Annotated in this window: 14 protein-coding genes; 10 read left to right on the forward strand and 4 right to left on the reverse strand. The window is 56.1% G+C overall.

Annotated elements, in window-relative coordinates; genetic code table 11:
• Positions 1-50 precede the first annotated feature (50 nt).
• Positions 51-2,567, forward strand: coding sequence for a TonB-dependent receptor (locus ACFCXQ_RS13900; RefSeq protein ID WP_379551586.1), 2,517 nt, complete (start codon positions 51-53; stop codon positions 2,565-2,567).
• A gap of 9 nt (positions 2,568-2,576) precedes the next feature.
• Positions 2,577-3,197, forward strand: a complete 621-nt coding sequence (locus ACFCXQ_RS13905; protein ID WP_379551588.1) for an isochorismatase family protein — start codon at positions 2,577-2,579, stop codon at positions 3,195-3,197.
• Between the two features lie 6 nt (positions 3,198-3,203).
• On the opposite strand, the gene ACFCXQ_RS13910 is transcribed toward ACFCXQ_RS13905, so the two are convergent.
• Positions 3,204-5,279, reverse strand: coding sequence for a glycoside hydrolase family 97 protein (locus ACFCXQ_RS13910; protein ID WP_379551590.1), 2,076 nt, complete (start codon positions 5,277-5,279; stop codon positions 3,204-3,206).
• A 169-nt stretch (positions 5,280-5,448) separates the two neighbouring features.
• On the opposite strand from ACFCXQ_RS13910, the gene ACFCXQ_RS13915 reads away from it, so the two are divergent.
• The gene (locus ACFCXQ_RS13915; RefSeq protein WP_379551592.1) at positions 5,449-7,137 is read left to right on the forward strand and encodes a CRTAC1 family protein; all 1,689 of its coding nucleotides are present in this window, start codon (positions 5,449-5,451) and stop codon (positions 7,135-7,137) included.
• Here the strand turns inward: ACFCXQ_RS13915 and ACFCXQ_RS13920 are convergent.
• Positions 7,134-8,531 carry an alpha-amylase family glycosyl hydrolase gene (locus ACFCXQ_RS13920; protein WP_379551594.1) on the reverse strand — a complete coding sequence of 466 codons (1,398 nt, stop codon included), beginning with the start codon at positions 8,529-8,531 and terminating at the stop codon, positions 7,134-7,136. The two genes, ACFCXQ_RS13915 and ACFCXQ_RS13920, sit on opposite strands and share 4 nt — an antisense overlap.
• A complete protein-coding gene (locus ACFCXQ_RS13925; RefSeq protein ID WP_379551596.1) occupies positions 8,528-10,150 on the reverse strand; it encodes an MFS transporter in 1,623 nt (540 codons plus the stop codon). The genes ACFCXQ_RS13920 and ACFCXQ_RS13925 overlap by 4 nt, the downstream gene beginning before the upstream one ends.
• Before the next feature lie 305 nt (positions 10,151-10,455).
• On the opposite strand from ACFCXQ_RS13925, the gene ACFCXQ_RS13930 reads away from it, so the two are divergent.
• From ACFCXQ_RS13930 to ACFCXQ_RS13945, 4 genes are read left to right on the forward strand one after another with little or no spacing between them, the layout of a single operon-like run.
• A complete protein-coding gene (locus tag ACFCXQ_RS13930) occupies positions 10,456-12,306 on the forward strand; it encodes an alpha-amylase family glycosyl hydrolase (RefSeq protein ID WP_379551598.1) in 1,851 nt (616 codons plus the stop codon).
• Positions 12,303-13,961 (forward strand): alpha-amylase family glycosyl hydrolase, encoded by a 1,659-nt coding sequence (locus tag ACFCXQ_RS13935; RefSeq protein WP_379551600.1) that lies wholly within the window; start codon positions 12,303-12,305, stop codon positions 13,959-13,961. The genes ACFCXQ_RS13930 and ACFCXQ_RS13935 overlap by 4 nt, the downstream gene beginning before the upstream one ends.
• A 3-nt stretch (positions 13,962-13,964) precedes the next feature.
• Positions 13,965-14,993, forward strand: a complete 1,029-nt coding sequence (locus tag ACFCXQ_RS13940) for a LacI family DNA-binding transcriptional regulator (RefSeq protein ID WP_379551602.1) — start codon at positions 13,965-13,967, stop codon at positions 14,991-14,993.
• Between the two features lies 1 nt (position 14,994).
• Positions 14,995-16,515: a tryptophan halogenase family protein gene (locus ACFCXQ_RS13945; protein ID WP_379551604.1), complete on the forward strand. Its 1,521-nt coding sequence runs from the start codon at positions 14,995-14,997 to the stop codon at positions 16,513-16,515.
• 103 nt (positions 16,516-16,618) lie between these two features.
• On the opposite strand, the gene ACFCXQ_RS13950 is transcribed toward ACFCXQ_RS13945, so the two are convergent.
• On the reverse strand, positions 16,619-19,396 hold the full coding sequence (locus ACFCXQ_RS13950; RefSeq protein ID WP_379551606.1) for a TonB-dependent receptor: 2,778 nt from the start codon (positions 19,394-19,396) through the stop codon (positions 16,619-16,621).
• Positions 19,397-19,786: 390 nt separating this feature from the next.
• Here ACFCXQ_RS13950 and ACFCXQ_RS13955 point away from each other — a divergent pair, with 390 nt between their 5' ends.
• From ACFCXQ_RS13955 to ACFCXQ_RS13965, 3 genes are all read left to right on the forward strand, one after another.
• A complete protein-coding gene (locus ACFCXQ_RS13955; RefSeq protein ID WP_379551608.1) occupies positions 19,787-20,482 on the forward strand; it encodes a DUF6445 family protein in 696 nt (231 codons plus the stop codon).
• 15 nt (positions 20,483-20,497) lie between these two features.
• Positions 20,498-22,012 (forward strand): tryptophan halogenase family protein, encoded by a 1,515-nt coding sequence (locus ACFCXQ_RS13960; protein ID WP_379551610.1) that lies wholly within the window; start codon positions 20,498-20,500, stop codon positions 22,010-22,012.
• Between the two features lie 210 nt (positions 22,013-22,222).
• Entirely contained in the window at positions 22,223-23,611 is a 1,389-nt protein-coding gene (locus tag ACFCXQ_RS13965; protein ID WP_379551612.1) for a spinster family MFS transporter, read from the forward strand.
• Positions 23,612-23,764 lie beyond the last annotated feature (153 nt).

The following is a 23,764-nucleotide window of genomic DNA, read 5'->3' on the forward strand; positions in this document are numbered from 1 at the left end:
GTTCGCCACGCGATAAAATTGCGGAAACTCGGTTCGGGGAGAACTAGATTATGCGTTCGTCTAAAATTTGGCTGCTGGCTTCTATCGCAGCGCTTCCGGCATTGGCCACACCAGCTTTCGCGCAAGATGCGAGCACAGCAGCAGCCGTGACCGACGCAGCATCGGACAATGCTATCATCGTCACGGCGCGGCGCCAAAACGAACGTTTACAAGATGTACCCGCCTCGGTGTCTGTACTGACCGCTGATGCTCTGGAGAAAACCGGCGCGAATAATGCCGAAGACTTCGCGCAGCTAACCTCAGGCGTTACCATCGTTACTGGGACCGCGGAAGCAGGCGATACCCAGATCAACATCCGCGGCATCAACGGCGCGCGCGATGCGGAAAGCTCGGTAGCCTTGGTTGTCGATGGCATCCTCAAGACGAACACCGCACAACTGAACCAGAATCAAGGAACGCTCCGGCAAGTTGAAATCCTCAAGGGTCCGCAAGGCGCACTCTATGGTCGCAACGCGGCAGCAGGTGCGATTGTGTTACAGACGCTCAAGCCAGGCGACGTTCTGGAAGGCGGCGTGCGCGCATCTTATGCCAATGAAAACACGCTTGAGGCAACCGCCCACATCGCTGGCCCCATTGCAGAAGGCATTGGCGCATTGGTTTCCGGCTTCTACCGCAAAACCGACGGCTTCTTCTTCAACGAGTTTCTCAATGATGACGTCGTTGATGATCAAGAGGTCTGGTCAATCGATGGGCGCGTCGTCGCCGACCTTGGCCCTGATACAGAGCTGGACGTAAAGGCGCGCTATTCCAAGCTTGATGGCGCTTCAATCAACTTTAACTCCTCATTCCATCTGCCCAATTTCGCCGGTGCAAACCCGGCGTTCTTTGAGGACGTGAACGAGCATGAGTTCCGCTATTACGGGAATATCCGCCCGACCAATGAGCAAGACTCCTTCGACGTGTCAGCAAAGATCGAGCACGACTTCGGCTCCACGCTCCTGACCGCGTGGGCGCTCTATTCTGATGTAGATCAAAGCCTGACCGCTGACGGCACATCGGCAGATTTTGCGCGCTTCATATCGGCAGTCGATCCGGCCGCGCAGGGAGCGGTCGACAGCTGCTTTGCGTCCACTGCGCAGCTAACGGGCTTTCCTGTCAATCAGCCAGGCTTCATCGGGCAGATACCGGTTCCCTTCATCTTCTCACCTGCCGATGGATCCACCTTCGGCGCATACAGCCCCACGACGTGTGACGGCACACAGCTTCAGATCCGCAAGCAGTCGGATATTAGCGCGGAGATTCGCCTAGCCTCCAATGATGGCGGGCCGCTCTCTTGGCAAATCGGCGCCTATTATCTCAACATTGACCGGGAAACTGGCGTCAGCATCGGCGCAGATACAGGCGCTGGCGTCAGCCGCGAGCTGTTCAACGGCCCAGATTCTTCCAACCCCACATCGCTGCTCGTCGCGGATGCTTTCGACACCAGTGTCTATGCGGCATTCGGCAATGCAGAATATCAGACAGGCGATTTCACCGCCGGGCTCGCGCTGCGTTATGACATTGAAGACCGTTCCTCTGAATCGCTCGTACCCAACGCGACTGATCCATTCACTGGTGGCCCGATCAATCCGGGGCAAGCCTTTGGTGCCCTCACCCCGGTTGATGCGACGTTCAAACAATTGCAGCCCAAAGTCAGCCTGAGCTGGCAGCCAACCCCCGATCTCAATTTCTACGCAAACTGGGGCATTGGCTTCAAGTCTGGCGGCTTCAACAATCAGGGCTCTGCCGCTGTCGTTGATGCCAATTTCGTGCAATTCATCGGCTCCGAAGTGACGATAAATGATCAATATGACAAGGAAGTTTCCTCGGCGTTTGAAGCAGGCATAAAAGGCGTGCTGGCAGATGGCGCAATAACCTTCGATCTCGCAGGTTATTACACCAACATTGAAGACATGCAGTTCTTCGAGTTTTTTGTAGGCGGCTTTGGCCTGCTGCGCGTGGTCTCCAATATCGATGACGTCGATGTTTACGGCGTCGAGCTCAACACCACCGCAAAAGTGGTAGAAGGATGGAACTTCTTCGCGTCGATCAATGTCACCGAGAGCGAAATCAAGGCAAATAGCTCGCGGCCGTCCACGGTCGGCAATAAGTCGCCCTACACCGCCGATTACACGATAAATCTCGGCTCAGAGATTGATGTGCCGATGAGCGACCGGGTCGATCTCATCGCACGTGCTGACTATCGGATCACGGGCCCCACGTGGTTCCATTCCGTCCAAGACCAAGTGGCTCCTACCTTGTTTTCTGGCCTTCTGCCCGGTTCAGCATTGGCACTGCCGGCTTTTGTTGGCGATGCAGACTACAGCGTTGCTCGCCGCGACGCGTTCGGCGTGCTTGATGTGAGAGCTGGCGTGGAATTCGGTGACTTCAGCGCCTTTGTTTTCGCTGATAACGTCCTGAATAGAGAATATCTCAACGAGGTCATTCCTGCGATTGAGTTTGGCGGATCGTTCATTTCGCCGGGAGCTCGGCGTCTGGTTGGTATTGAGATTGGTTTCAAATATTAGAACCACCGCATGACCGGGCTCGAAGATAATTACGCTAAGGCCTACGGGCAAAAGGCGGGTTTTGGAAAGAAGCCCGCCCTTGTCCTTATTGACTTTATCCAGGGTTACTTCGACCCCGAGTGCGATCTTTATGCGGGGGTTGATGATACACTAGCCTCCGCCCTGCGCGTTCGCGAGGCGGCACATGCTGCAGAACTGCCAGTCATCCTGACCAATGTTGTCTATCACCCAAAGGCAATCGACGGCGGGCGCTTCTTCGAGAAAGCTAAGCCCCTACGCTATTTCCTAGCTGGAAACCCAATGGGCGCATGGCCAGAAGGCTTGGAGCCAACCGAGAATGAGCTGATCATCTCCAAGCAGTATCCGAGCGCATTTTTCGGGACTTCACTCGCATCTACGCTGACCGCTTTGGGCGTTGATCATGTTATACTGACAGGCCTTACGACCAGCGGGTGCGTGCGCGCATCCTGTGTTGATTCCATGTCGCATGGCTTCATCACAACGGTCGTGCGAGAAGCTGTGGGCGACCGCCATGAAGACCCGCATGAGGCCAACCTCTTCGACATGAACGCGAAATATGCAGATGTCGTCAGCGAGGCCGAGATCATCGCCCATTTGCAATCGCTTTAACGGCCCTTATCGCGCCGGGATAAAGCGGATCGCAGTCCCACCGGAAGATGCCATTTTGAGAGTTAGAGCCTCGCCGCCGCGAACAGTTTTTTCTTCAATCACAATCGCATAGGGCGCTGTGTCCCAGTGCGCCTCTGCGCCATCACGGTAAACTTGCGCGGAGTAGATCTCGCCTTCTTCGAGGAAGGACAGGTCGACTGATACTTCGCGCGACGTGCCGTCCGTTACCGCTCCTAGGAACCAGTCATTTCCGCCTCGTTCTTGCCGTGCGATCACAACATACTCGCCAACTTCGCCCGCGATCGCGACGCTTTCTTCCCAGTCAGCCGGCACGTCCTTGATGAATTGGAAGGCGTCCATGCGCGCCTCGTAATTCTCAGGCAAATCAGCCGCCATTTGCAGCGGTGAGTAGAGAACAACATAGAGCGCGAGCTGTTTTGCCAGCGTCGTTTGCGGACGGTTGGACGGATCGCCACGCTGCATATCTTCGCGCACCGGAGGCCGCTCATTTGGGCGCAGGTCAAAGATGCCGGGGGTGTAATCCATCGGCCCCGACAGCATCCGCGTATAGGCGAGAATTGAGATGTGCTCCGTCGGATTGGGCGGCGTGCCCCAGGCGTTGAACTCCATGCCCCGTGCACCCTCACGGGTCATCCAATTGGGGTAAGTCCGGCGCAGGCCAGTATCCTTGACCGGCTCATGCGCGTTGATCGAAATTTTCTGCTCTGCCGCTGCCTTCACCGCGCGCAAATGATGGCCGACCATGAATTGGCTATCATGCCATTCATATTGGAGCACGCCGTCTTCATCATAGCGCACGATATCGCCTGCATCGGCGACATAACCGGTCTTCACCTCGCGCACGCCATTGGCTGCATAAAGCGCGAAAGCGTCTTCCATCTGCGCCTCGTAATTGGCGACATTGCCGGATGTTTCGTGGTGCCCGATGATACGCACACCGCGCTCAGCCGCATACTCACCAAGCATTGGCAGATCGAAGTCTGGATAGCTTTGCGTGAAATCAAACAGCTCGCCATTGTTGAACCAATCGCCATCCCAGCCAATGTTCCACCCCTCGACCAACACCCCAGAAAAGCCGTGCTCGGCAGCAAAGTCGATATAGCGCTTCACATCTTCATTGTTGGCGCCATGGATGCCGTCGTTGCCCCATGTGCGCTCATTGATGTGCATGGCCCACCAGATACCGATATATTTGCCCGGCTCCACCCATGAAACATCACCCAGCTTGTTCGGTTCATTGAGGTTGAGAATGATGTCGGAATTGATCAGCCCCGCCGCATCAGGCGCGATTTGAATGGTCCGCCAAGGCGAATTGAAAGGCGCCGTGGTATGCACTTTTACCCCGTCCGAACCGGGGCGAAGCTGCGCTTCGAAACTTCCCGGACGCAGCGCAAGTAGCGACATGGCCGAGTAATCCACCAAGGCCGCCTCATGAATGCTGATGTGCAGGCCGTTTTGCTGGCGGAAAGTCACGGGCGTATGAGCATCATCCACGACACCTGCCGTGCCCGTACGATAGATGTACTCGTAGCGATTGAACTGGCGGCTCGGCGTCCACCATGCATCAGCATCCGCCCCGATGGCGAATTGCGTCAACTCGTCGGTAATCGCAATCGGCCCCTGAAACGCGGCCTGTTCGCTCAGCTCATAGCGAAAGCCAACGCCGGTATCGAACACGCGAAAACGCACCGTGATTTCGCGCGCCGGGCCAGACTTCGCCGCAAAGGTAACCGCGAGTTCATTATGCTGGTCGCGCACCACACGGCGCTCGCCCCAGGGCTGCTCCCAAGTGTCATCATGTGATGCCTCGCTTGAAGCAGAGATGGCAAGGTCACGCTCAAACCCGTGATGATCGCGGAAAAGCATGCCCAGCCGCGATGTCGCAACCGCCTCCTCGCCAGCATAGGTAATGCTATAGGATGCATGCCCAGCCTCATCGCTCACCGTCAGTGCAATGGCTCCGTCTGGAGACACGGCGGTGAGCGTCTCTGCCCTTAGCGGGACCGCGGCGGCCAGTGCGAGCGCGATAAACGCGGCAAGTTTGAACCCTAAACGCAGCATGCAAATTCTCCCCAGAGGTTCTACAAACACGCCGAATTTCAGTGTTTGCAAATTTCTGCAATATTTCTCTCTTTACGATGACATTAGACATTCTGTCTGAGATTTACTCAAGATAATTCTTTGCAATTTTGTGCAAAAATGAGAATGAAGTATCGGGAGAAGGATCAAAATGCCATTGCAACGCCATTCCGCTTGGGCAAGCGCCCTCACCTTCGCCGCTGCTCTTACGGCGTGCGGCGGGGGTGACAGTTCGAGCCCGTCAAGCGCAGCTCCGGTTTCTGGTGGAAGCACCTCGGCTCCCGCACCTGCTCCACCCATTGCGTCCACCACTCTACCTGCCGGAGCGATCACCAGCTTCTCCAATCAGACCGCCGCATTGGGCTTTGGTCACACCTTCGGCTTTTCGGCTGGCCTTAACCCCATGGTTGCGCAATTTGCGGGCGGCGCAGCGGCTGGCGACATCGACAATGACGGCGATATCGACGTCTTCATCGCGCGCGGCGATCTTGGCCCGAACCTGCTCTACATCAATGAAGGCGGGACCTTCACCGAAAGCGCGGCGGCGGCTGGAGTGGCCTTCACCCAAAGCGCCACAACCAATGGCCGGCACAGCGGGCCGACATTGGGCGATCTCGATGGGGACGGCGATCTCGACCTCCTTCTGGGAGGGTTGGAAGGCGGCCCGATGAAGCTCTTCGCCAATGACGGCAGCGGAAGATTTAGCGATGTGACCGCCGGGTCGGGCTTCGACCTTGCGAGTTCTGAGCAGACCATTTCCATGGCGCTCGGCGACTATGATGGCGACGGTGATCTCGATGTGCTGCTGGCACATTGGGGCACTCCGCGGGATCCGGTCGTTCCGGGCGAGACTGAGACGCTCTGGCGCAATGACAGCACGACGGGATCAATGTCTTTCACGCCAGCCAGCGTGACGAGCGGGGTCGCGGGCCTGCTGGCGTTTGACCTGCCGCAAGGCGTGCTCGGCCCCAATTACGATTACACATTCGCACCGGGCTTTGCCGATATTGACGGAGACGGTGACCTCGACATTCTCATGGTTTCCGATTTCCGCGGCTCGCGCGTGCTCATCAACAATGGTAATGGCACATTTGCCTCGGCAAACTTCACGCCCGACGATGAAAACGGCATGGGCGCCGCGATTGGTGACTTCGACAATGATGGCGATTTCGACTGGTTCGTCTCCTCGATCAACGGCAACCGTTTGTTTGAAAATGCGGGCGATGGCAGCTTTGCCCGCAATGCTGCCTCCGGCGTAGAGCCGGGCGGCTGGGGTTGGGGATCATGCTTCGCTGACTTCAACGGCGATGGCTGGCTCGACATCTATCAGACCAATGGCTGGGAAGCGGGTAAGGATCCGACCGCGTCAAACTATGTGAACGATGTAACAAGGCTCTGGATGAGCGGCGGCGACGGAACTTTCACTGATGCAGCTACGCCCTCGGGAATTGCGGAAACCGATCAGGGTCGCGGCGTGGTCTGCGATGACTTTGACAATGATGGCGATGTTGACGCCTTACTGCTCACCGCAGAACCGACCGGCTCAGCCTATTACTGGGAAAACCAGCTGAGCGGAGCGAACGCGATCAAGCTTCGTCTGCGCGGCAAAGCTCCCAACACATATGCGGTTGGCGCTATCATTGAGCTGAGCATCGCGGAGACCACTCAAACCCGCATGGTGGCGGTGAACAGCAACTTCACCTCGCATAATTCGACTGATCAGATCTTTGGCATGGGTCCGAACACTGAGGCTGGTCTCAGGATTATATGGCCGGATGGAAGCGAAACAATCGAGCCAAGTGTCACAGCTGGTCAGACGCTAACGATTATGCAGCCTTAAAGCGCGCTGTTCTTCTCAGCCGTCCAGATGCGATAGCCCCAAGGGGGCAATTGCACGAGCGTGTCATCGTCAAACGCCCCAGCATTGCCTGAGATGGCATCCGTGTAGAAACCATAGTGCCGTTCCAACTCGAGTGAGACTGTTTGCGGGCGTGGCGATAGGTTGAAGACCGCAAGCACGCGATCATCACCCTCCCCTCTCAGGAAGGACAGCACGTCATCGCTGCTGTCACTCGGCACTTCAGTCAAGGGCGCGCCGTGACTACCATTCCAAAGCGCCTTCTCTTTAGTCTTCAGTGCAATCAATTGGCGGAAAAGGGCGTCATACTGACCTTCCTTCCAGTCAATCTGATCCTTCTCAAAGAAGGCGAGTTGCCGTTCAAGATCAGCCTCTTGACCATTGTATATGAGCGGTATTCCAGGCCCAACAAAGCTCAGCGCGATGGCCGCCTCATAGGCTGGACCATATATTTCGGACGCAACCCCGTCCCATGAGTTCTGATCATGATTGTCCGTGTAAGTCATGCGGTAAGCGGCGTGCGGCCATGTCGTTTTCTGCGCCAAGTAATATCCGCGCACGGCGCCCGCGCCGCCGCCATTGCTGACAAGCTCCTGCATCGCCTCTTTCCAGCCCCAAGCGTATGTCGCGTCGAACGAACGAGCGTGAAGATCGCGGGTTTGCCATTCTGCCAGCATGAAGACCGGCTTGATAGCTTCCAGCTCGGCGCGCGCCGTCTCCCAGAAGTCGAGCGGAACGTATCCGGCCACATCCGCGCGGTAGCCATCAATGCCAAACTCGCGCACCCAATAGGTGAGGCTGCCAGTCATATACTCGCGCAGTTCGGGATTGGAGTAATCAAAGTCGACCGTATCGACCCAATCGGTCCCTTCCGGCGGAGTAAGCTCGCCCTCCGGTGTGCGCGAATACCAATCTGGGTGCTCAACCGTCAGCGGATTGTCCCACGCCGAATGGTTCGCGACCCAATCGAGAATGACTTTCAGGCCAAGCTCATGCGCCGTATCGACGAAGGCGCGAAACTCCTCTTCCGTACCAAGGTCTGGGTTGACCGCGCGGTAGTCTTTGACCGCGTAAGGACTGCCCATACTACCCTTGCGGTTGACCTCGCCAATAGGGTGGATCGGCATCAGCCAGACAATATCGACCCCCATTTCAGCGAGGCGGGGCAGCTGCTCCTGCGCCGCTGCGAATGTGCCGGCCTCCGTAAATTGGCGCGTGTTGAGCTGATAAATGACCGCATCGCGCGTCCATTCAGCATTCTCAAACTGGACATAAGGCTGCGGCTCATACGATGTCCCGCCGCCTCCCAGTCCGTCGCACCCAGAAAGTGCAAGGGCCAGAGAAGCACATGCTGCGATCCCAAAGCGGCGCATCATGACGCCTCCGCGAGCTTGGCCTGCTGACGCTCTATCATTGCTGTCGTCCCGTCGGTCACAAAGAATGTCGCTACTGCCGCCAGCACGAATGACACCGCCGAAATCGCCATCGCGTAGATTGGCGCGCCATCGAAAAATGTGGTCAGCAAGAAGCCAAGAAGCGTCGCAGCAATTAGCTGAGGAACCACGATGAAGATGTTGAAAATGCCCATATAAATGCCCATTTTCCGCGCAGGCACGGAGCCTGCAAGGATCGCATAGGGAAGCGACACGATTGAAGCCCAGGCGATGCCCACCGCGACCATCGGCACCCACAAAAGCGCTGGATCGCGGATCAGTATCATGGCCGCAAACCCTGCTGCACCAATTGCCAGATTCAGCGCGTGAAGCCGGCAGCGGTCCATCTTGGCTGCGATCACGATAAAGGCCAGCGCCGCCGCCGCCGCGATCCCATTGCGAACTGACCCAAGTAGGCTCCACCAGTCCGCCGCATCTTGATAGCCCTGGGTCACCGGATCGGGCGAGGCAAAGTGATATTCTGCCACCGCAGGAGTACCGTAAATCCACATGGAGAACATCGCGAACCAGCTGAAAAATTGGACTACAGCGAGCTGCCGCATGGTCTTGGGCATAGCGAACAGATCATTCACAACTTCCATAAAGCCGTTCTCGTCCCTGCCTCCTTTGCGCAGCAACCCTGCGACCAATTGGATCACACCGAACGCAGCGATCAACCCGGCGAGAACATAAAGCTCCTGAGCAATCTCAATATCACCAAGCAAGGCTGGTCTGGGATCACCGCGCCCCAGCAATACCAACGCAGCGAACGCGGCACCAATGACGATCCAGACAAGCCCGCCTGTCTGGAACTGGCCAGCGCTCCGGCGCGTATCAGTAGTGTCAACTGGATCAACGCCCAGCGCCTCATGCCGGGCCGCCTCAAAACCAGCGAGCTCTTCCGGGCTGTATTCCTTGGTCTTGAATACCGTCCAACAGACCGCCGCAAAGAGCGCCGCACCGCCGATGTAGAATGCCCATTGCACCGTTTCCGGGATTTCGCCCGCGGGTGCTACATTGCTCAGCCCCATCCAATTGGTCATCACCCATGGGAGCGCGCCCGCTATCACCGCACCAACGCCGATAAAGAAACTCTGCATGGCGTATCCGCGCGTTCGCTGCCTGTCGGGTAAATTGTCACCGACAAAGGCGCGAAATGGCTCCATCGTGATGTTGAGCGAAGCGTCCATGATCCACAGCATGCCTGCCGCAATCCACAAGGTAGGCGAGTTTGGCATGATGAACAGGGCGAGGCTGGCGAGGATCGCACCGATCAGAAAGTACGGCCGCCGCCGCCCAAACTTGCCCCAGGTGTTGTCTGAAAGATGGCCAATGATCGGCTGAATGATAAGCCCAGTCATGGGCGCGGCAATCCACAAGATCGCAAGCTCGTTTACCTCAGCGCCGAGCGTCTGGAATATCCGGCTGACATTGCCATTTTGCAGGTCAAAACCAATCTGGATGCCCAGAAAGCCAAAGCTCATGTTCCAGATTTGCGCTGGATCCATCGCGGGTTTGCGGCCCGAATTGGGCGTTCCTGCGTCTATTGCTACGCCAGTCATTATGTCTATCCCTCTCCAGCCCGGCCCGCACTTTGTACGTTGCGAAAGCGTATCGCACACATTGCTAGGCAATCCGCGCCAGCGTATTTCTCTTATCGCTGCTGCGACGTAGTCTGCCGCTTATGCAAATTTTTGCAAGAAACTATCTCATTTATAGACGATATTTCTGACATTATCGTATCGTTTATTTCTCAATATATTGAAATATAGCTATATTATCTCCGAAACTTCAATCGTCGAAAATTTGTACAAAGATTTGCAAATTTCGATTTTCGATGGCAATCAGGTCGTGGGAGGTGATGTTTATGAGACGAATCTGGCTGCCGTGCCTACTTGCGCTATCCGGAATTGCTGGCGGTGCATGGGCGATGAAGGAGAAGCCTGAGGCGGAAACCACCTTGCGCGACCGCCTGCCAGAGGATGAGGTCGTCTACTTCGTTCTCCCTGACCGGTTTGCTAATGGTGACCGCTCCAATGATCGCGGGGGTCTCGATGGCGGTCCGCTCGATCATGGCTACGATCCGACTCACAAAGGCTTCTACCACGGCGGTGATCTCGCCGGATTGACTGCAAAGCTCGACTACATCGAAGGCATGGGCGTCACTGCGATCTGGTTCGCGCCCATCTTTGAGAACAAGCCAGTGCAAGGCGCCGCGGGTCAGGAAAGCGCGGGCTACCACGGCTATTGGGTGACCGACTTTACCAGCATCGATCCGCATTTTGGGACCAATGAGGAGTTTAAGAGCTTCGTCGATGCGGCCCACGCTCGCGGCATAAAAGTCTATATGGACATCATCACCAATCACACTGCCGATGTGATCAGGTATGAGGAAGGCAATGCGACTGGATATGGCTATCGCAGCAAAGGCGACTTCCCCTATTCACGGCGATTGGGCCTTGATGGCGAGCCGATCAATGAGGGTTTCCTCGGAGACGAAATTCGCACAGAGGAGAACTTCGCCAAGCTGACCAACCCCGGCTACGCCTACACTCCGCTCGTCCCAGAGGCGGAGCGCGACGTAAAAGTTCCCGCATGGCTGAATGACCCTATCTACTATCACAATCGCGGTGATACGACTTTTCGTGGTGAAAACAGCCGGTTTGGTGATTTCGTCGGCCTCGATGATCTCTACACCGAGAATCCACGCGTGCTTGATGGTATGATCGAAATTTATGGGAACTGGATCCGCGATGCTGGCATTGACGGCTTCCGGATTGACACCGCGCGGCACGTAAATCCCGAGTTCTGGCAGACTTTCGTCCCAGCGATGCTGGAAATCGCAGAGGAAGAGGGCATTCCGAACTTCCATATTTTTGGCGAAGTGTATCGCGATGGGCCGGACAATGGCTACATTGCGCAATATACCCGCCGCGACAAACTGCCGACAGTCCTCGATTTTGCATTCCAGGCAGCCATGGTTGAGGTAGTCGGCCGAAAGAAAGGGACAGTTGTCCTTGCCGAACTGTTTGACGGCGATGTCCTTTATGAAGGCGGCGAGGAAACCGCGATTTCAACTCCTACCTTTCTCGGCAATCATGATGTGGGTCGCTTTGCTACCTTCGTGCGCGACGCCAACCCTGAGATTTCTCAAGAGGAGCTGCTCCAGCGGGTCAAACTGGCGCATGCCGTCATGATGACAGTACGAGGCTCGCCCACAATCTACTCTGGCTCGGAGCAAGGTTTTGTTGGTGATGGTAATGACCAGGCGGCGCGCGAGGACATGTTCCCCAGCCTCACCGACAGTTACAACGACAACGATCTGATCGGCACTGACGCGACCACCGCAGACGCCAACTTCGATGCAGCGCATCCGCTGTACCGCCTTATCGCAGAGCTGGCGGTTGTGCGGCAAGCGAACCCCGCTTTGCGCCGCGGTTTGCAGACGATGAGAGCTTACCGGGATGAACCAGGTGTTCTGGCGATCACCAGACTTGACCCAGACAGCGGGCAACATGTGCTGCTTGCTTTCAACACCAGTACGGATCCGATCACCGAGAATATCCCGATTGATTACAAGTCGCGGAGTCTTAATTCGCTCGCCGGCCCATGTCCTGAGACCGTTTCAGCTCCTGGGTCTGTGACAATCGAGTTAGCACCTCTCAGCTATGCTGTTTGCGAGCTGAAAGGCCAAAGCGGTAGCGAGGCTTCGCGATGAACGCTGATTCTGAGGTTATTAAAAGTCCTCTGGCGGCCAGCCGATCAGAGTGGTGGCGCGGCGCGGTCATTTACCAGATCTATCCGCGCAGCTTCCGCGACACCAATGCTGACGGCATCGGGGATCTTCGAGGCATTGTAGAGGGCCTCGACTACGTCGCCTCGCTGGGCGTTGATGGGATATGGATCTCCCCCTTCTTCACTTCGCCGATGGAAGACTTCGGCTATGATATTTCCGACTATTATGGGATCGATCCGAGCTTCGGCGACTTCGATGATTTCGATGCGATCATCAAGCGCTCGCACGAATTGGGCCTGAAGGTGATCATCGATCAAGTCTATTCGCATACGTCAGATCAGCACGCCTGGTTTAAGGAAAGCAGGCAAGATCAAACCAATGCCAAATCGGATTGGTATGTCTGGGCTGATCCAAAGCCCGATGGTTCACCGCCTTCAAACTGGCAGTCGGTGTTTGGCGGGTCGGCATGGCAATGGGATGGCCCGCGCAGACAATATTACCTGCATAATTTCCTCGCCAGCCAACCTGATCTCAATGTGCATAATGAAGAGGTTAAAGCCGCGCTGCTCAATGTCGCCCGGTTCTGGCTCGATCGCGGGGTGGACGGCTTTCGCCTCGATGCATTGAACTTCTCAATGCATGATCCAGAAATGCGCGACAATCCGCCCTCTGGCGTACCAATGAGCCAAGTGACACGGCCGTTCGACATGCAGATCAAACAGTTCAATCAGTCGCATGATGACATCCCAGCATTTCTGGAACGCATCCGCGCGACGATTGAGGAATATCCGAACCGCTTCACTGTGGCCGAAGTCGGCGGGCCTGATCCGCTGGCTGAAATGAAGGCGTTCACCGCGGATGGGAAACGGCTCGACTCCGCTTATAATTTCGACTTTCTCTATGCGCCGGACCTAACGGCGGAGCGGGTTAAGCAGTCGCTTGCCAATTGGGATGGCACGCCGGAGGAGGGCTGGCCCTCATGGGCATTCTCCAATCACGACGCACCGCGCGCTACAACGCGCTGGTCAGGCGATGACGATTACGAGCAGATCGCTCGGCTGAACATGCTGCTGCTGCTTTCTTTGCGCGGCAATCCGATCATCTATCAGGGTGAGGAACTGGGTCTCCCTCAAGGCCATGTTGCCTTTGCCGATCTACAAGATCCAGAAGCGATCACCAATTGGCCGCATACACTGGGCCGCGACGGCGCGCGCACACCGATGCCATGGTCAGCGCACGCGCCTCAAGCCGGTTTTTCGAACGCGAACCGGACATGGCTAAAAGTTGATCCGGCGCAGGCTGAGCGTGCGATTGATCTCCAGACTGGCGAGCCCGGGTCTGTGGCAAGTTACACACGTAATTTGCTCAATCTTCGCAGGACGCTGCCTGCTATGGTTGCCGGAGCAAGCGAGTTGCTCGACACCCCTGACGACATTGTTGCTTTCATTCGCCGCGCATATGACGGGGACGTACTCTGCGCGTTCAATTTAGGCTATGAAACGCTTGCGTGGACGCCGCCAAGCGAGTTCCAGTCCGGCACCATTATCGCGAACGAGGCAGCAGCTGACTTGCGCGAAAACACTATTCAGGCGATGGCACCTCGTTCAGGTTACTGGGCGATCAAAGGGGACAAATGAGCCATGGATTCTGCCGGTCTCAAGGCAAAGAAGAACGCTCGGCTTGAAGATATAGCGCGCCAGGCCGGGGTGTCGATTTCAACCGTTTCGCGCGCGCTGAATGATAGCCCTGCCGTCAAGCGACGTACTAAGCAGGAAATATGGCGCATCGCGCGGGCGCATGATTATGACTTCCGCCGCCATATGCCTAATGGCCCCGTTGGTGCAGAAGCCACAATCGCGATCATCGTCCCCGCCCCGCAAGCGCGCGAGACACGGGTTGCCGACCCTTTCTTTCTGGAATTGCTGGCCGGCATTGCTGAGGCGGCGCGTGACCGCAAAGTCGATCTCGTCATCAGCCACGTCTTCCCTCGTACGGCCGAAGATTTGCAGTTTGCGATGACGACGAGCCGGGCAACCGGCATGATTTTCATCGGGCAAAGCTCGCTCCATGATGCCTTCAACAGCCTAGCGGATAGCGACGATAATTTCGTCGTTTGGGGAGCTGATTTAAAAGATGCCGCTTATTGTTCAATCGGGTCAGACAATGTCGCTGGTGGCCGCCGCGCGACATCGCATTTGCTGAGACTTGGCCGCAAGCGCATCCTGTTCCTTGGTGACACTGAAGCGCCTGAGGCAGAACAACGTTATCGCGGATATCGCCTCGCGCTGGAAGAAGCTGGTGCGGAAATTGATGATCGCTTGGTTTTGCCGGCCCATTTCGATGTTCAATCGGGCGAGGCAACCACGCGTTCCGCTATCGAAAGCGGGACCGAATTTGACGCCATATTCGCAGCGAGCGATTTGATCGCGATTGGCGCGATACGCGCGCTTGATAAATCAGGCCGATCAGTACCCGGCGATGTGTCTGTTGTGGGCTATGACAACATTCCCGCCGCGCGTCTCGTCACCCCGCGCCTCACCACAATTGATCAGGACGCCAACCTTGCAGGCCGTATGCTGGTTTCGAAACTGATCGATACGCACGGCGGGCAAGCGATCTCTGAAAGGCTGGAGACTAGCCTGCTCATTCGCGACAGCTGCGGCGGCTGATATGACTGAGCCTTCTGCACCTCTTCAAAACATCGTCGTAGTCGGTGGAGGAAGCGCAGGTTGGATGACAGCGGCGGCTCTAGCGGACGCGATTGGCAAGAGCTGCTCCATCACGCTGATAGAGTCCGAGGCGATTGGCACCGTTGGCGTGGGCGAGGCAACGATCCCACCGATCCGCAACTTCAACCAGAGACTTGGCATCGACGAAGCGACTTTCGTGCGCGAAACCGCTGGGTCGTTCAAACTCGGCATTCAATTCGTCGATTGGGCGCGAAAAGGACATTCCTACTTCCACCCATTCGGCCAATATGGCGCCGAATTCGATAAAGTACCCTTCTACCATCATTGGATGCGCGAGAGCCTCGCGGGGAATGTGGATGGGCCAATCGATGATTTCTCCATGTGCTGGGCGATGGCAAAAGCCGGTCGATTTTCACGCCCAGAAATGGATCGCCGCAAAATCCAATCGACCTTTGACTATGCCTATCATTTCGACGCCGGGCTTTATGCTGCCTTCCTCAGGCGGCGCGCCGAGGCGCAAGGCGTCAAGCGGATCGAGGGCCGCGTCGTCGATGTAACGCAGCGCAGTGAGGATGGCTTTATCGAGAGCGTCACTCTCGACAGTGGCGAGAAAGTTTCCGGCGAGTTCTTCGTGGATTGCAGCGGCTTTCGCGGATTGCTTATCGAAGGCACCTTGGAAGCAGGCTATGACAATTGGCAGCATTGGTTACCCTGCGACAGAGCGGTTGCAGTACCCTGCGCAAAACAGGCTGAGGTCGCGCCTTACACCCGCTCGACCGCGAAAGAAGCAGGCTGGCAATGGCGCATCCCGCTGCAACATCGCACGGGCAATGGCTACGTGCATTGTAGCGAGTTCATCAGCGAAGATGAAGCGACCGCCACGCTGATGAGTTCACTGGATGGCGAGCCACAAGCCGGCCCGCGCACCTTGCGTTTCGTCACTGGGAAGCGGCGTGAGTTTTGGAAGAAAAACTGCGTCGCGATCGGACTATCAGCAGGGTTTATGGAGCCGCTGGAATCAACCAGCCTGCATCTTATCCAATATGGCATCCTGCGCCTGATTGCGTTGCTACCCGATAGCGCAATGTCGCCGCTGCTCGCGCGGGAATATAACGCGCAGACGACTACTGAATATGAGCGCATCCGTGACTTTCTGATTCTGCATTACAAGGCGACTAGCCGCGATGATGCAGAACTCTGGCGCTATTGCTCGGCGATGGAAATCCCGGAAAGCCTGCAATATAAGATTGACCACTTCCGCACGTCAGGAATGCTTGTGGCTGACGAGCGCGAGCTCTTCGCCAACCCTAGCTGGATTGCGGTCTATTTGGGTCAAGATATTGTCCCGCGCCGCGCGCCCGCAATCACCGACATGCGCGGCGGCGTGCCTGTGGCAGAGCGGATGCAGATGATATCGCACGCGATGAGCGATGCGGTTGAAGAGATGCCCAGCCACGCCGATTTCCTCCAGCGTCATTGCGCATCACCACTCGCGGCGTGAGCCACCTGCGCCGCTGACACTGGGGCCAACTTCACATTACAGCAGCCACAAAAAAGGCCCGCCGTTTCCAGCGGGCCTCTCGGGAGAGTTCTGCGACCCTACTTTAGAAGTTCTTGCGGATCGTGAAGTTAAACGTCCGGCCGTAGACTTCGTGACGGCTTGGGAAGGTCCCAATTTCGCTGCCGCCAGCGTCGAACAGATCGTTTTGTGTCACGAACGGCTCGTTGGTCAGGTTGAACACTTCAAACAGGACACCGAGACCTTCGAGAGGGCCACTCTCGTTCTGGAAGGTATAGCCGATCTGCGCATCAAGGATCGTCTCGCTGCGCGCATCAGCCCCGCTTAATGACCCATCGAAGTTCTGAACTTCGGACAGGAAGCCGCTGCGATAACGCCCCGCAAGCTTGGCCCTAAAGCCGTTGCGTTCGTAGAAGACATCGCCCGACCAAGTATTCTCGGAATAACCCGGTATAGGCAGAGCCACCATGTCCTGGTCTTCTACCGAGGCATCCGCATAGGTGTAGCTGAAGAAACCGCCAAACCCTTCAAGGGCTGGCGAAACATCGCCAAAATCGACGCGAACTGTGCCTTCAATGCCGGTGATTGTGCCGTCCGCGAAGTTAACCGGACCGCTGAAGACACCTGTCGCCAATTCTGGAGCACCGTCCAGAATGTCACCGAAGCCAGAGTTGGTGATAGGCTGGGTCAGATCGATCAGCTCGTTAAAGTCGATGATCCAGTCCGATAGATCCTTGTGGAAACCAGCAACGATAATCGCTGTGCCAGGTGAGAAGTATTTTTCGAACGAGACATCGAACGAAAGCGACTCATAAGGCTGCAGGAACGGATTGCCACCGCTTAGATTAAAACAGACCAGCGACGGCGGGCTAAACCCGAGAACCGTGTCAGGGATCTGGTCACCATCGGTATCGGCACAAGCCAGCGGATTGGTTGAGATATTCTGGTTTGCCGCCATCTGATCGAGCCGTGCACGGGTAACCGTTTTGGCCGCTGCAAGGCGGACAAATGTGTCCGTCGCGACTTCAAAGCTAAGGTTCAGGCTCGGCAGCCAGTCATCGTAACTTTCCTCAACCGTATTGGTGAAGCCGCCGCCGATTGTACCGGTCGAAGACTGCTGCGTATCAGCGTAACGCAGGCCGATATTGCCCCGAACTGGAATGCTACCCAGATCGCCGTCAATATTGGCTTGGATGTAGAAGTTATGGACTTCTTCTTCGACTACCCATTCAGTGTCAAAGGTCGCCTTTTCAACCACATAAGTTCCATCGGTCAGGAACGATGATGGATCGTATGCAAGGATGTTTTGGCCCAAATCGCCAGTGTCTGTCGTGCCCACGATCGCCCCTGCTGGGACTGGCAGAGCGCCGTCAACAAACAGAGGAGATGCGCGCAAAAAGGATTCGTTAGAATCGAAGCTCTTCTCACGGTCTGTATAGAGCCAACCAACGGTGATGTTGTCGAGCAAGCCGCCGCCAAATTCCCAAGCGGCCTCGGCACGCAATTGGTGCAGTTCGTCTTCGATTTCTGGCTGCTTAACGAAGCCGACCTGACCCCAGCCACCGGGATCAGTGAGCAGTACGTTTGCAGGATCGGTGTAATCGAGCAGACCGTCGATCGAGTAACGACCGCTATCGGGGAAGGTGAAATTCAACACGTCTTGCGCGCCAGAGCGTGCAGGACCTGTGCCGGCATATGACTCGTAATCGATGTCATTGCGATCAAGCGTCGAAAAGCCGTAGTCAAACTCGAAGCTCAAATTGTCCGTCGCATTGAACGAGGTGTTGGCGCCGAACGCAAAGATTTGCGCTTCATTACCCTCAGTGTCAGTCCGAAGGATCGGCACAACAGCGGAGTATTGCGCTGAATCTGCAAAAGGACCGGCACCAGTTACGCTATCGACCTGCGCACCGCTCCACGAAGCAATTGGTGTCTCCGTGCCGCGGAAAATTCCCGAGTCCTGCGTGTCAGTGTAGAACGCATCAAACATGATCGAAACGTCGTTTTCGGTCTCGAATTGGAGAGAGCCCGCGATCGATGTCCGTTCAAACTCCCGGCTAACCGCGCCCTGACGGGGGTTATCCGCCGGGAAAATCACTCCATTTTCGTCGCGCGACACTTGGAATTGATTGGTCTTGAGTTCACGCGAAATGAAATGGGTTGGGTTCGATTGGCGCGTGATACCCAAAGACCAGCCGACTGTGCCGGATTCATTCTGATCGATGTAAGACCCGAAGAAGCGGTATCCGTCATCCGCAAAATCTGGGTTACGCGAACCGCTGTCATTCAGCACATATGTCGCCGATGCGGACAATTGCGTATCGTTGAAATCGAGCGGACGCACTGTCCGCAGGTCAACGGCGCCGGCAATGCCGATTGCGGCAAGGCGCGCATCGCCGGTCTTATAGACAATACCCTGGCCGATCAGCTCAGATGGGAACTGGTCAAATTCAATCCCGCGATTATTACCCGCAGAAACCACTTCGCGCCCATTCAGCAATGCGAGCGAGAAATCTGGGCCAAGGCCGCGGATCGAGATTTGCTGTGAACGACCGCGAACACGCTGCGCTGTCACACCAGGCAGGCGTGCGAGCGAGTCTGCAATGGAAAGATCAGGCAATTGCCCAAGATCTTCTGCCGAGATAACCTCAACAATCGAGGTGGCTTCGCGCTTTGTCTCAAGCGAGGTCTCAATCGCGCTGCGGATCCCGGTAACAACGATCTCGTTGCCATCAGCGACCTGTGCTTCATCAGTGTCTTGTGTGGTTTGCGCAGTTGCCGGCGTGGCCGCTGCGATCATTGCCAATCCCGTTGCCGCACTGCACAGCAAACGAGCATTAGCGGAATAACGCTTGTGTCCCATTCATCTTCTCCCCAACACGTCACGATCTTCTCGTGTTTGCATTTTTTTTCATAACGAAGAAAAACTGATCCGTAAATCACCAATGCGCAAATTTTGACTTTTCAGTAAATCGGCAATTTAATCATGTTTATCAGCTGATTACGCGCATTTCTGGATTTATCTGGTTCGATTAATCCGCAACTATCGCAAAAATGTGGCCGCCCAGTCACACTTTTGTAACGCCGCCGCCACTCCAACTGGCCGAGTCGTGCAGAAGGGCGACTTTTCTCAATCACAGGTTTGGTTTTTAATCATTATTTTTCAGATATTTGAATAAACACGTTTGGCTGGCGCGGAGCATTTTGATACGCTGCGATAGCGCGAGAAGCTGAGAGACGAGGCCGCCCAACAATGCAACAATGGTCGATTTCACTTTCAAATGCAGCCTCATCGTATTTTTCCGCTGAAAAACATGAGTTTGTCTCCGTTGATGACTTCATGGCGCTGCCAGAAATTGCGATTCAAGAAGCTTCTTTGCAAAAATTTGCAAAGATCACTCCCCAGTATCCAGGCATTCGCGCCGAGCTTGCAAAGGAAGTCACGCAAATGTGGCTTAATGAGCTCTCGCCCATGCTCGACGATAGCTTTGGCAGAGCGAGCAAAGGTTGGGAGATGCAGGCGTGGTATTCTCTAGTGACCGCAAAGCCGGAGGAGCTCATCCCCATGCAGCGCTTCCCGCATGTGGACGGCACCAACCCGCGTCAAATTGCGATGATGCTCTACCTCGACCACACCGATCACGGCGGCACTGGCTTCTTCCGTCACCGCACCACGGGCCTAGAAGCGCTGACAGATGGAACATTCCCACGCTACCGCGCAGCCCTAGAAGATGACGTGCGTCGCTCAGGCATGCCGGAGGCAGCTTATGTCACCGATGGCGCACCGCATTTTGAGCGCATTCACGCAAGCGCAGGGGCATTCAATCAGGCTGTGTTCTATCGCGGCAATGTTCTGCATTCCGGCCTGATCGATAGCGCGTGTGACTTGTCCCCCGATCCCGCCAAAGGGCGTTTGACGATCAATGCCTTCTTTCGTCCAATAGAGTGAGCTAAAGAGACCTTCGTGACCCAAGACACCCACCAAAACACCGTGCGCAAGCTCGTAATCGTTGGCGGCGGGACCGCTGGTTGGATCGCAGCGGCGGCCTTTGCCCGGCTGAGAGGGAAGACGCTCGATATCGAACTGGTCGAATCCGACGCCATTGGTACTGTGGGCGTCGGCGAAGCCACTATCCCGCAAATCATCCGCCTCAACACGATCCTTGGCCTTGATGAGCATGATTTCGTCAAGCAGACCAAGGGAACATTCAAACTAGGCATCGAATTTGTCGACTGGGGTAAGGTCGGCACACGCTATTTGCACACGTTCGGCGATGCGGGAATGAACCTCGCCAGCGTGCCCTTCCATCAATATTGGAAGCGAGCCGCGGCAGCGGGCCATGAAAAAGACCTGTGGCATTATTCGCTGCATAAAGTGGCGGCGAACAAAGCGAAGTTCGGCAAGATGGACCGGGTCGGCAACACTTCTATGACGGGCCTCGCTTATGCCTATCATTTTGATGCGAGTCTTTATGCGACCTATCTGCGTGCTTTTTCTGAGCAGCTCGGAGTCACTCGGACCGAGGGGCTGGTCCAGTCCGTTACGCGGGGTGGCGAAAGCGGCGACATACGCTCAATCACTCTTGACGATGGGCGCGAGGTCACAGGCGATTTCTTTATAGACTGTACTGGATTTCGTGCTCTCCTGCTGGGGCAAGAGCTAGACGTTGGCTATCAGGATTGGTCGAAATGGCTGCCTTGTAACAGCGCCCAGGCAGTTCCGAGTGAGCGCCTTGAAACACTGGTGCCTTACACCCGCGCGACCGCGAAAAGCTCGGGCTGGCAATGGCGCATCCCGCTGCAGCACCGCACCGGCAATGGCCATGTCTATTGCAGCGATTTTATCTCGGATGATGAGGCTGGAGAAACGCTCCTGGCGGGGCTGGACACCAAGCCGCTCGCCGATCCTCGCCCGATCCGCTTCACTACTGGCAGGCGCGCGACGTTCTGGTCGCATAATTGCGCCGCGATTGGGCTGTCGAGCGGATTTCTAGAACCGCTGGAATCGACCAGCATCCACCTGATCCAATCGCATGTCAGTCGTTTGCTTCAACTGTTCCCCAGTTCCAGCAATTGTGAAACCGAGCGGGCCGAATACAATCGGCGCTGCGCCGCAGAGTTTGAGCAGATCCGCGATTTCCTGATCCTGCACTATCATCAGACAACGCGCGAAGATTCCGAATTCTGGCGCTATTGCAAGAATATGCACGTGCCAGACAGCCTCAGACACAAGCAGGAATTGTTCGCCTCCTCTGGCCGGGTGGGCCGCGATGCGGATGACTTATTCCGCGAGGCTAGCTGGGTACAGGTGATGCTCGGCCAAGGGGTTATCCCCGGCAGCCATGACGCGATGGCTGATGTTCTTACCGAGGCTGACCTCGGGGAGTTTCTTGGCAACGTTCGCACTCTTGTTGAGCGCGCGGTCGATAGCCTGCCCACGCATGAGCAATATCTGCAACAGCATTGTGCGGCAGACTAGCCTTTGCACTCTACCGATTTCGTGAAGCCCGGCAAGGAACTGCTTGCCGAAACTGAATTACGCGGCGACAAGGAAAGGAATGCTTGAAGGGGCGCGAACAAACAGGCGCCTCGCGAGCTCTTGCGGGAATGAGGACAACAGATTTGACAAAGCACACACGGCGGAAGCCCTTTCCAACGCGTTCTTCATTAGCGTCGGGAAGTCTCTGAGATGGCCTCAGCCGCACCCGCGACCAACACCGGTGAGAGCTACGGCACTCCGGGCTACCGCGCTTATGTCCTTGGCTCGCTTACGCTAATTTACACGCTGAACTTCGTTGATCGCATTTTGATCAGCGTGGTTGGGCGGCCGATCATTGAAGAGTTCAATCTCAGCAACTTCCAATTCGGCATCCTGACCGGGATCGGCTTCGTCCTGTTTTACACCTCGCTTGGCATTCCCATCGCGCGCCTATCTGAGAGGGTAAGCCGCGTCCGAATTATCGGCGTATGCGTAATCCTGTGGTCGATCGCGACGATCCTATGCGGTTTTGCAGTCGGGTTTGTGACCTTGCTTTTGGCCCGCCTCGCGGTGGGCGTAGGTGAAGCTGGCTGCACCCCGCCAGCAAACTCCCTCATCAGCGACTATTTCACGGCTGCGACGCGCCCGATGGCATTGGGCATTTACGCGATGGGCGTCATGCTTGGCGGCGTTTTGGCTCAGCTGGGCGGTGGGGCAATCCTCAATCTGTTCACATGGCGCGAAGCCTTCATTTACATTGGCGCGCCGGGGGTCCTCATTGGCATCATACTTCTGATGACGGTTAAAGAACCGCCGCGCGGCTATTCCGATCCGCCGCAAGCCAAACCTGCTGAAAAGGCGACTTTGCGCGAAGCAATGGGGCAGGTCTCCCGTTCCAAAACATTCTGGTACATCGCGCTCGGCATGTCGCTAGCGACTTTTGGTGGTTATGGCCTGACCAGCTTTAAATCGCTCTACATCCAATACACATTCGGCCTGACACCGGGCGATGCGGCGATCCAATATATGGCACCTATCAGCCTATCTGGAGCGATTGGCGCGCCGCTCGCCGGCTATTTAATCCAGCGTTTCTCACCGCGTTTCAATCTGGCCGCGGTCTGGGTCCCGGCAGTTGGCTTCCTGCTTAGCGCGCCATTACTCGCTCTCGGTTTCTTAGCGGAATCGCTGCCGGTGATGTTCGCCGCATTTCTGCTCGCTGGCGTGTTCCAATATTTCTACATCGGTGCATCATATAGCGTAGTCCAGACGGTGGTGGATCAGCGCACACGCGCCACTGCCATTGCGATATTGCTCTTTATCATCAATCTGATTGGCTACGGCGGCGGACCGCCCATTTTGGGCGCTCTCGCTGATAGTATCTCTGTGATGCGCCTCGAAGCGCTAGGCTTGGGAAGCGAGTTAACTGCGGCTTGCAGCCCAAATGATGCCAACCTTAGCGCCGCGCTTCAAGAAAACTGCCTGGACGCAAAAGCATATGGCATTCGCTGGGCTTGTGTTGTCGGCTCGGCGGTGTTCCTACTAGCGGGCCTGATCTATTTTTGGGCGAGCCGATACTATATGGCTGAGAAAATGCTCTAATATTGTCACATTGGCCCACTATAGTGGGATCGAACGAACACGAGCCAAAGTGAGGACTAAGCAACAATGGACATGCGCCAACCCAGCCGCAAACAGCCAAACCGCCGTCAATTTCTGACTGCCACGGGCAGCGCTTTTGCTGCGCTATTGGCA

This window comes from Qipengyuania rhodophyticola (genome assembly GCF_042493225.1).
Taxonomy (GTDB): domain Bacteria; phylum Pseudomonadota; class Alphaproteobacteria; order Sphingomonadales; family Sphingomonadaceae; genus Erythrobacter.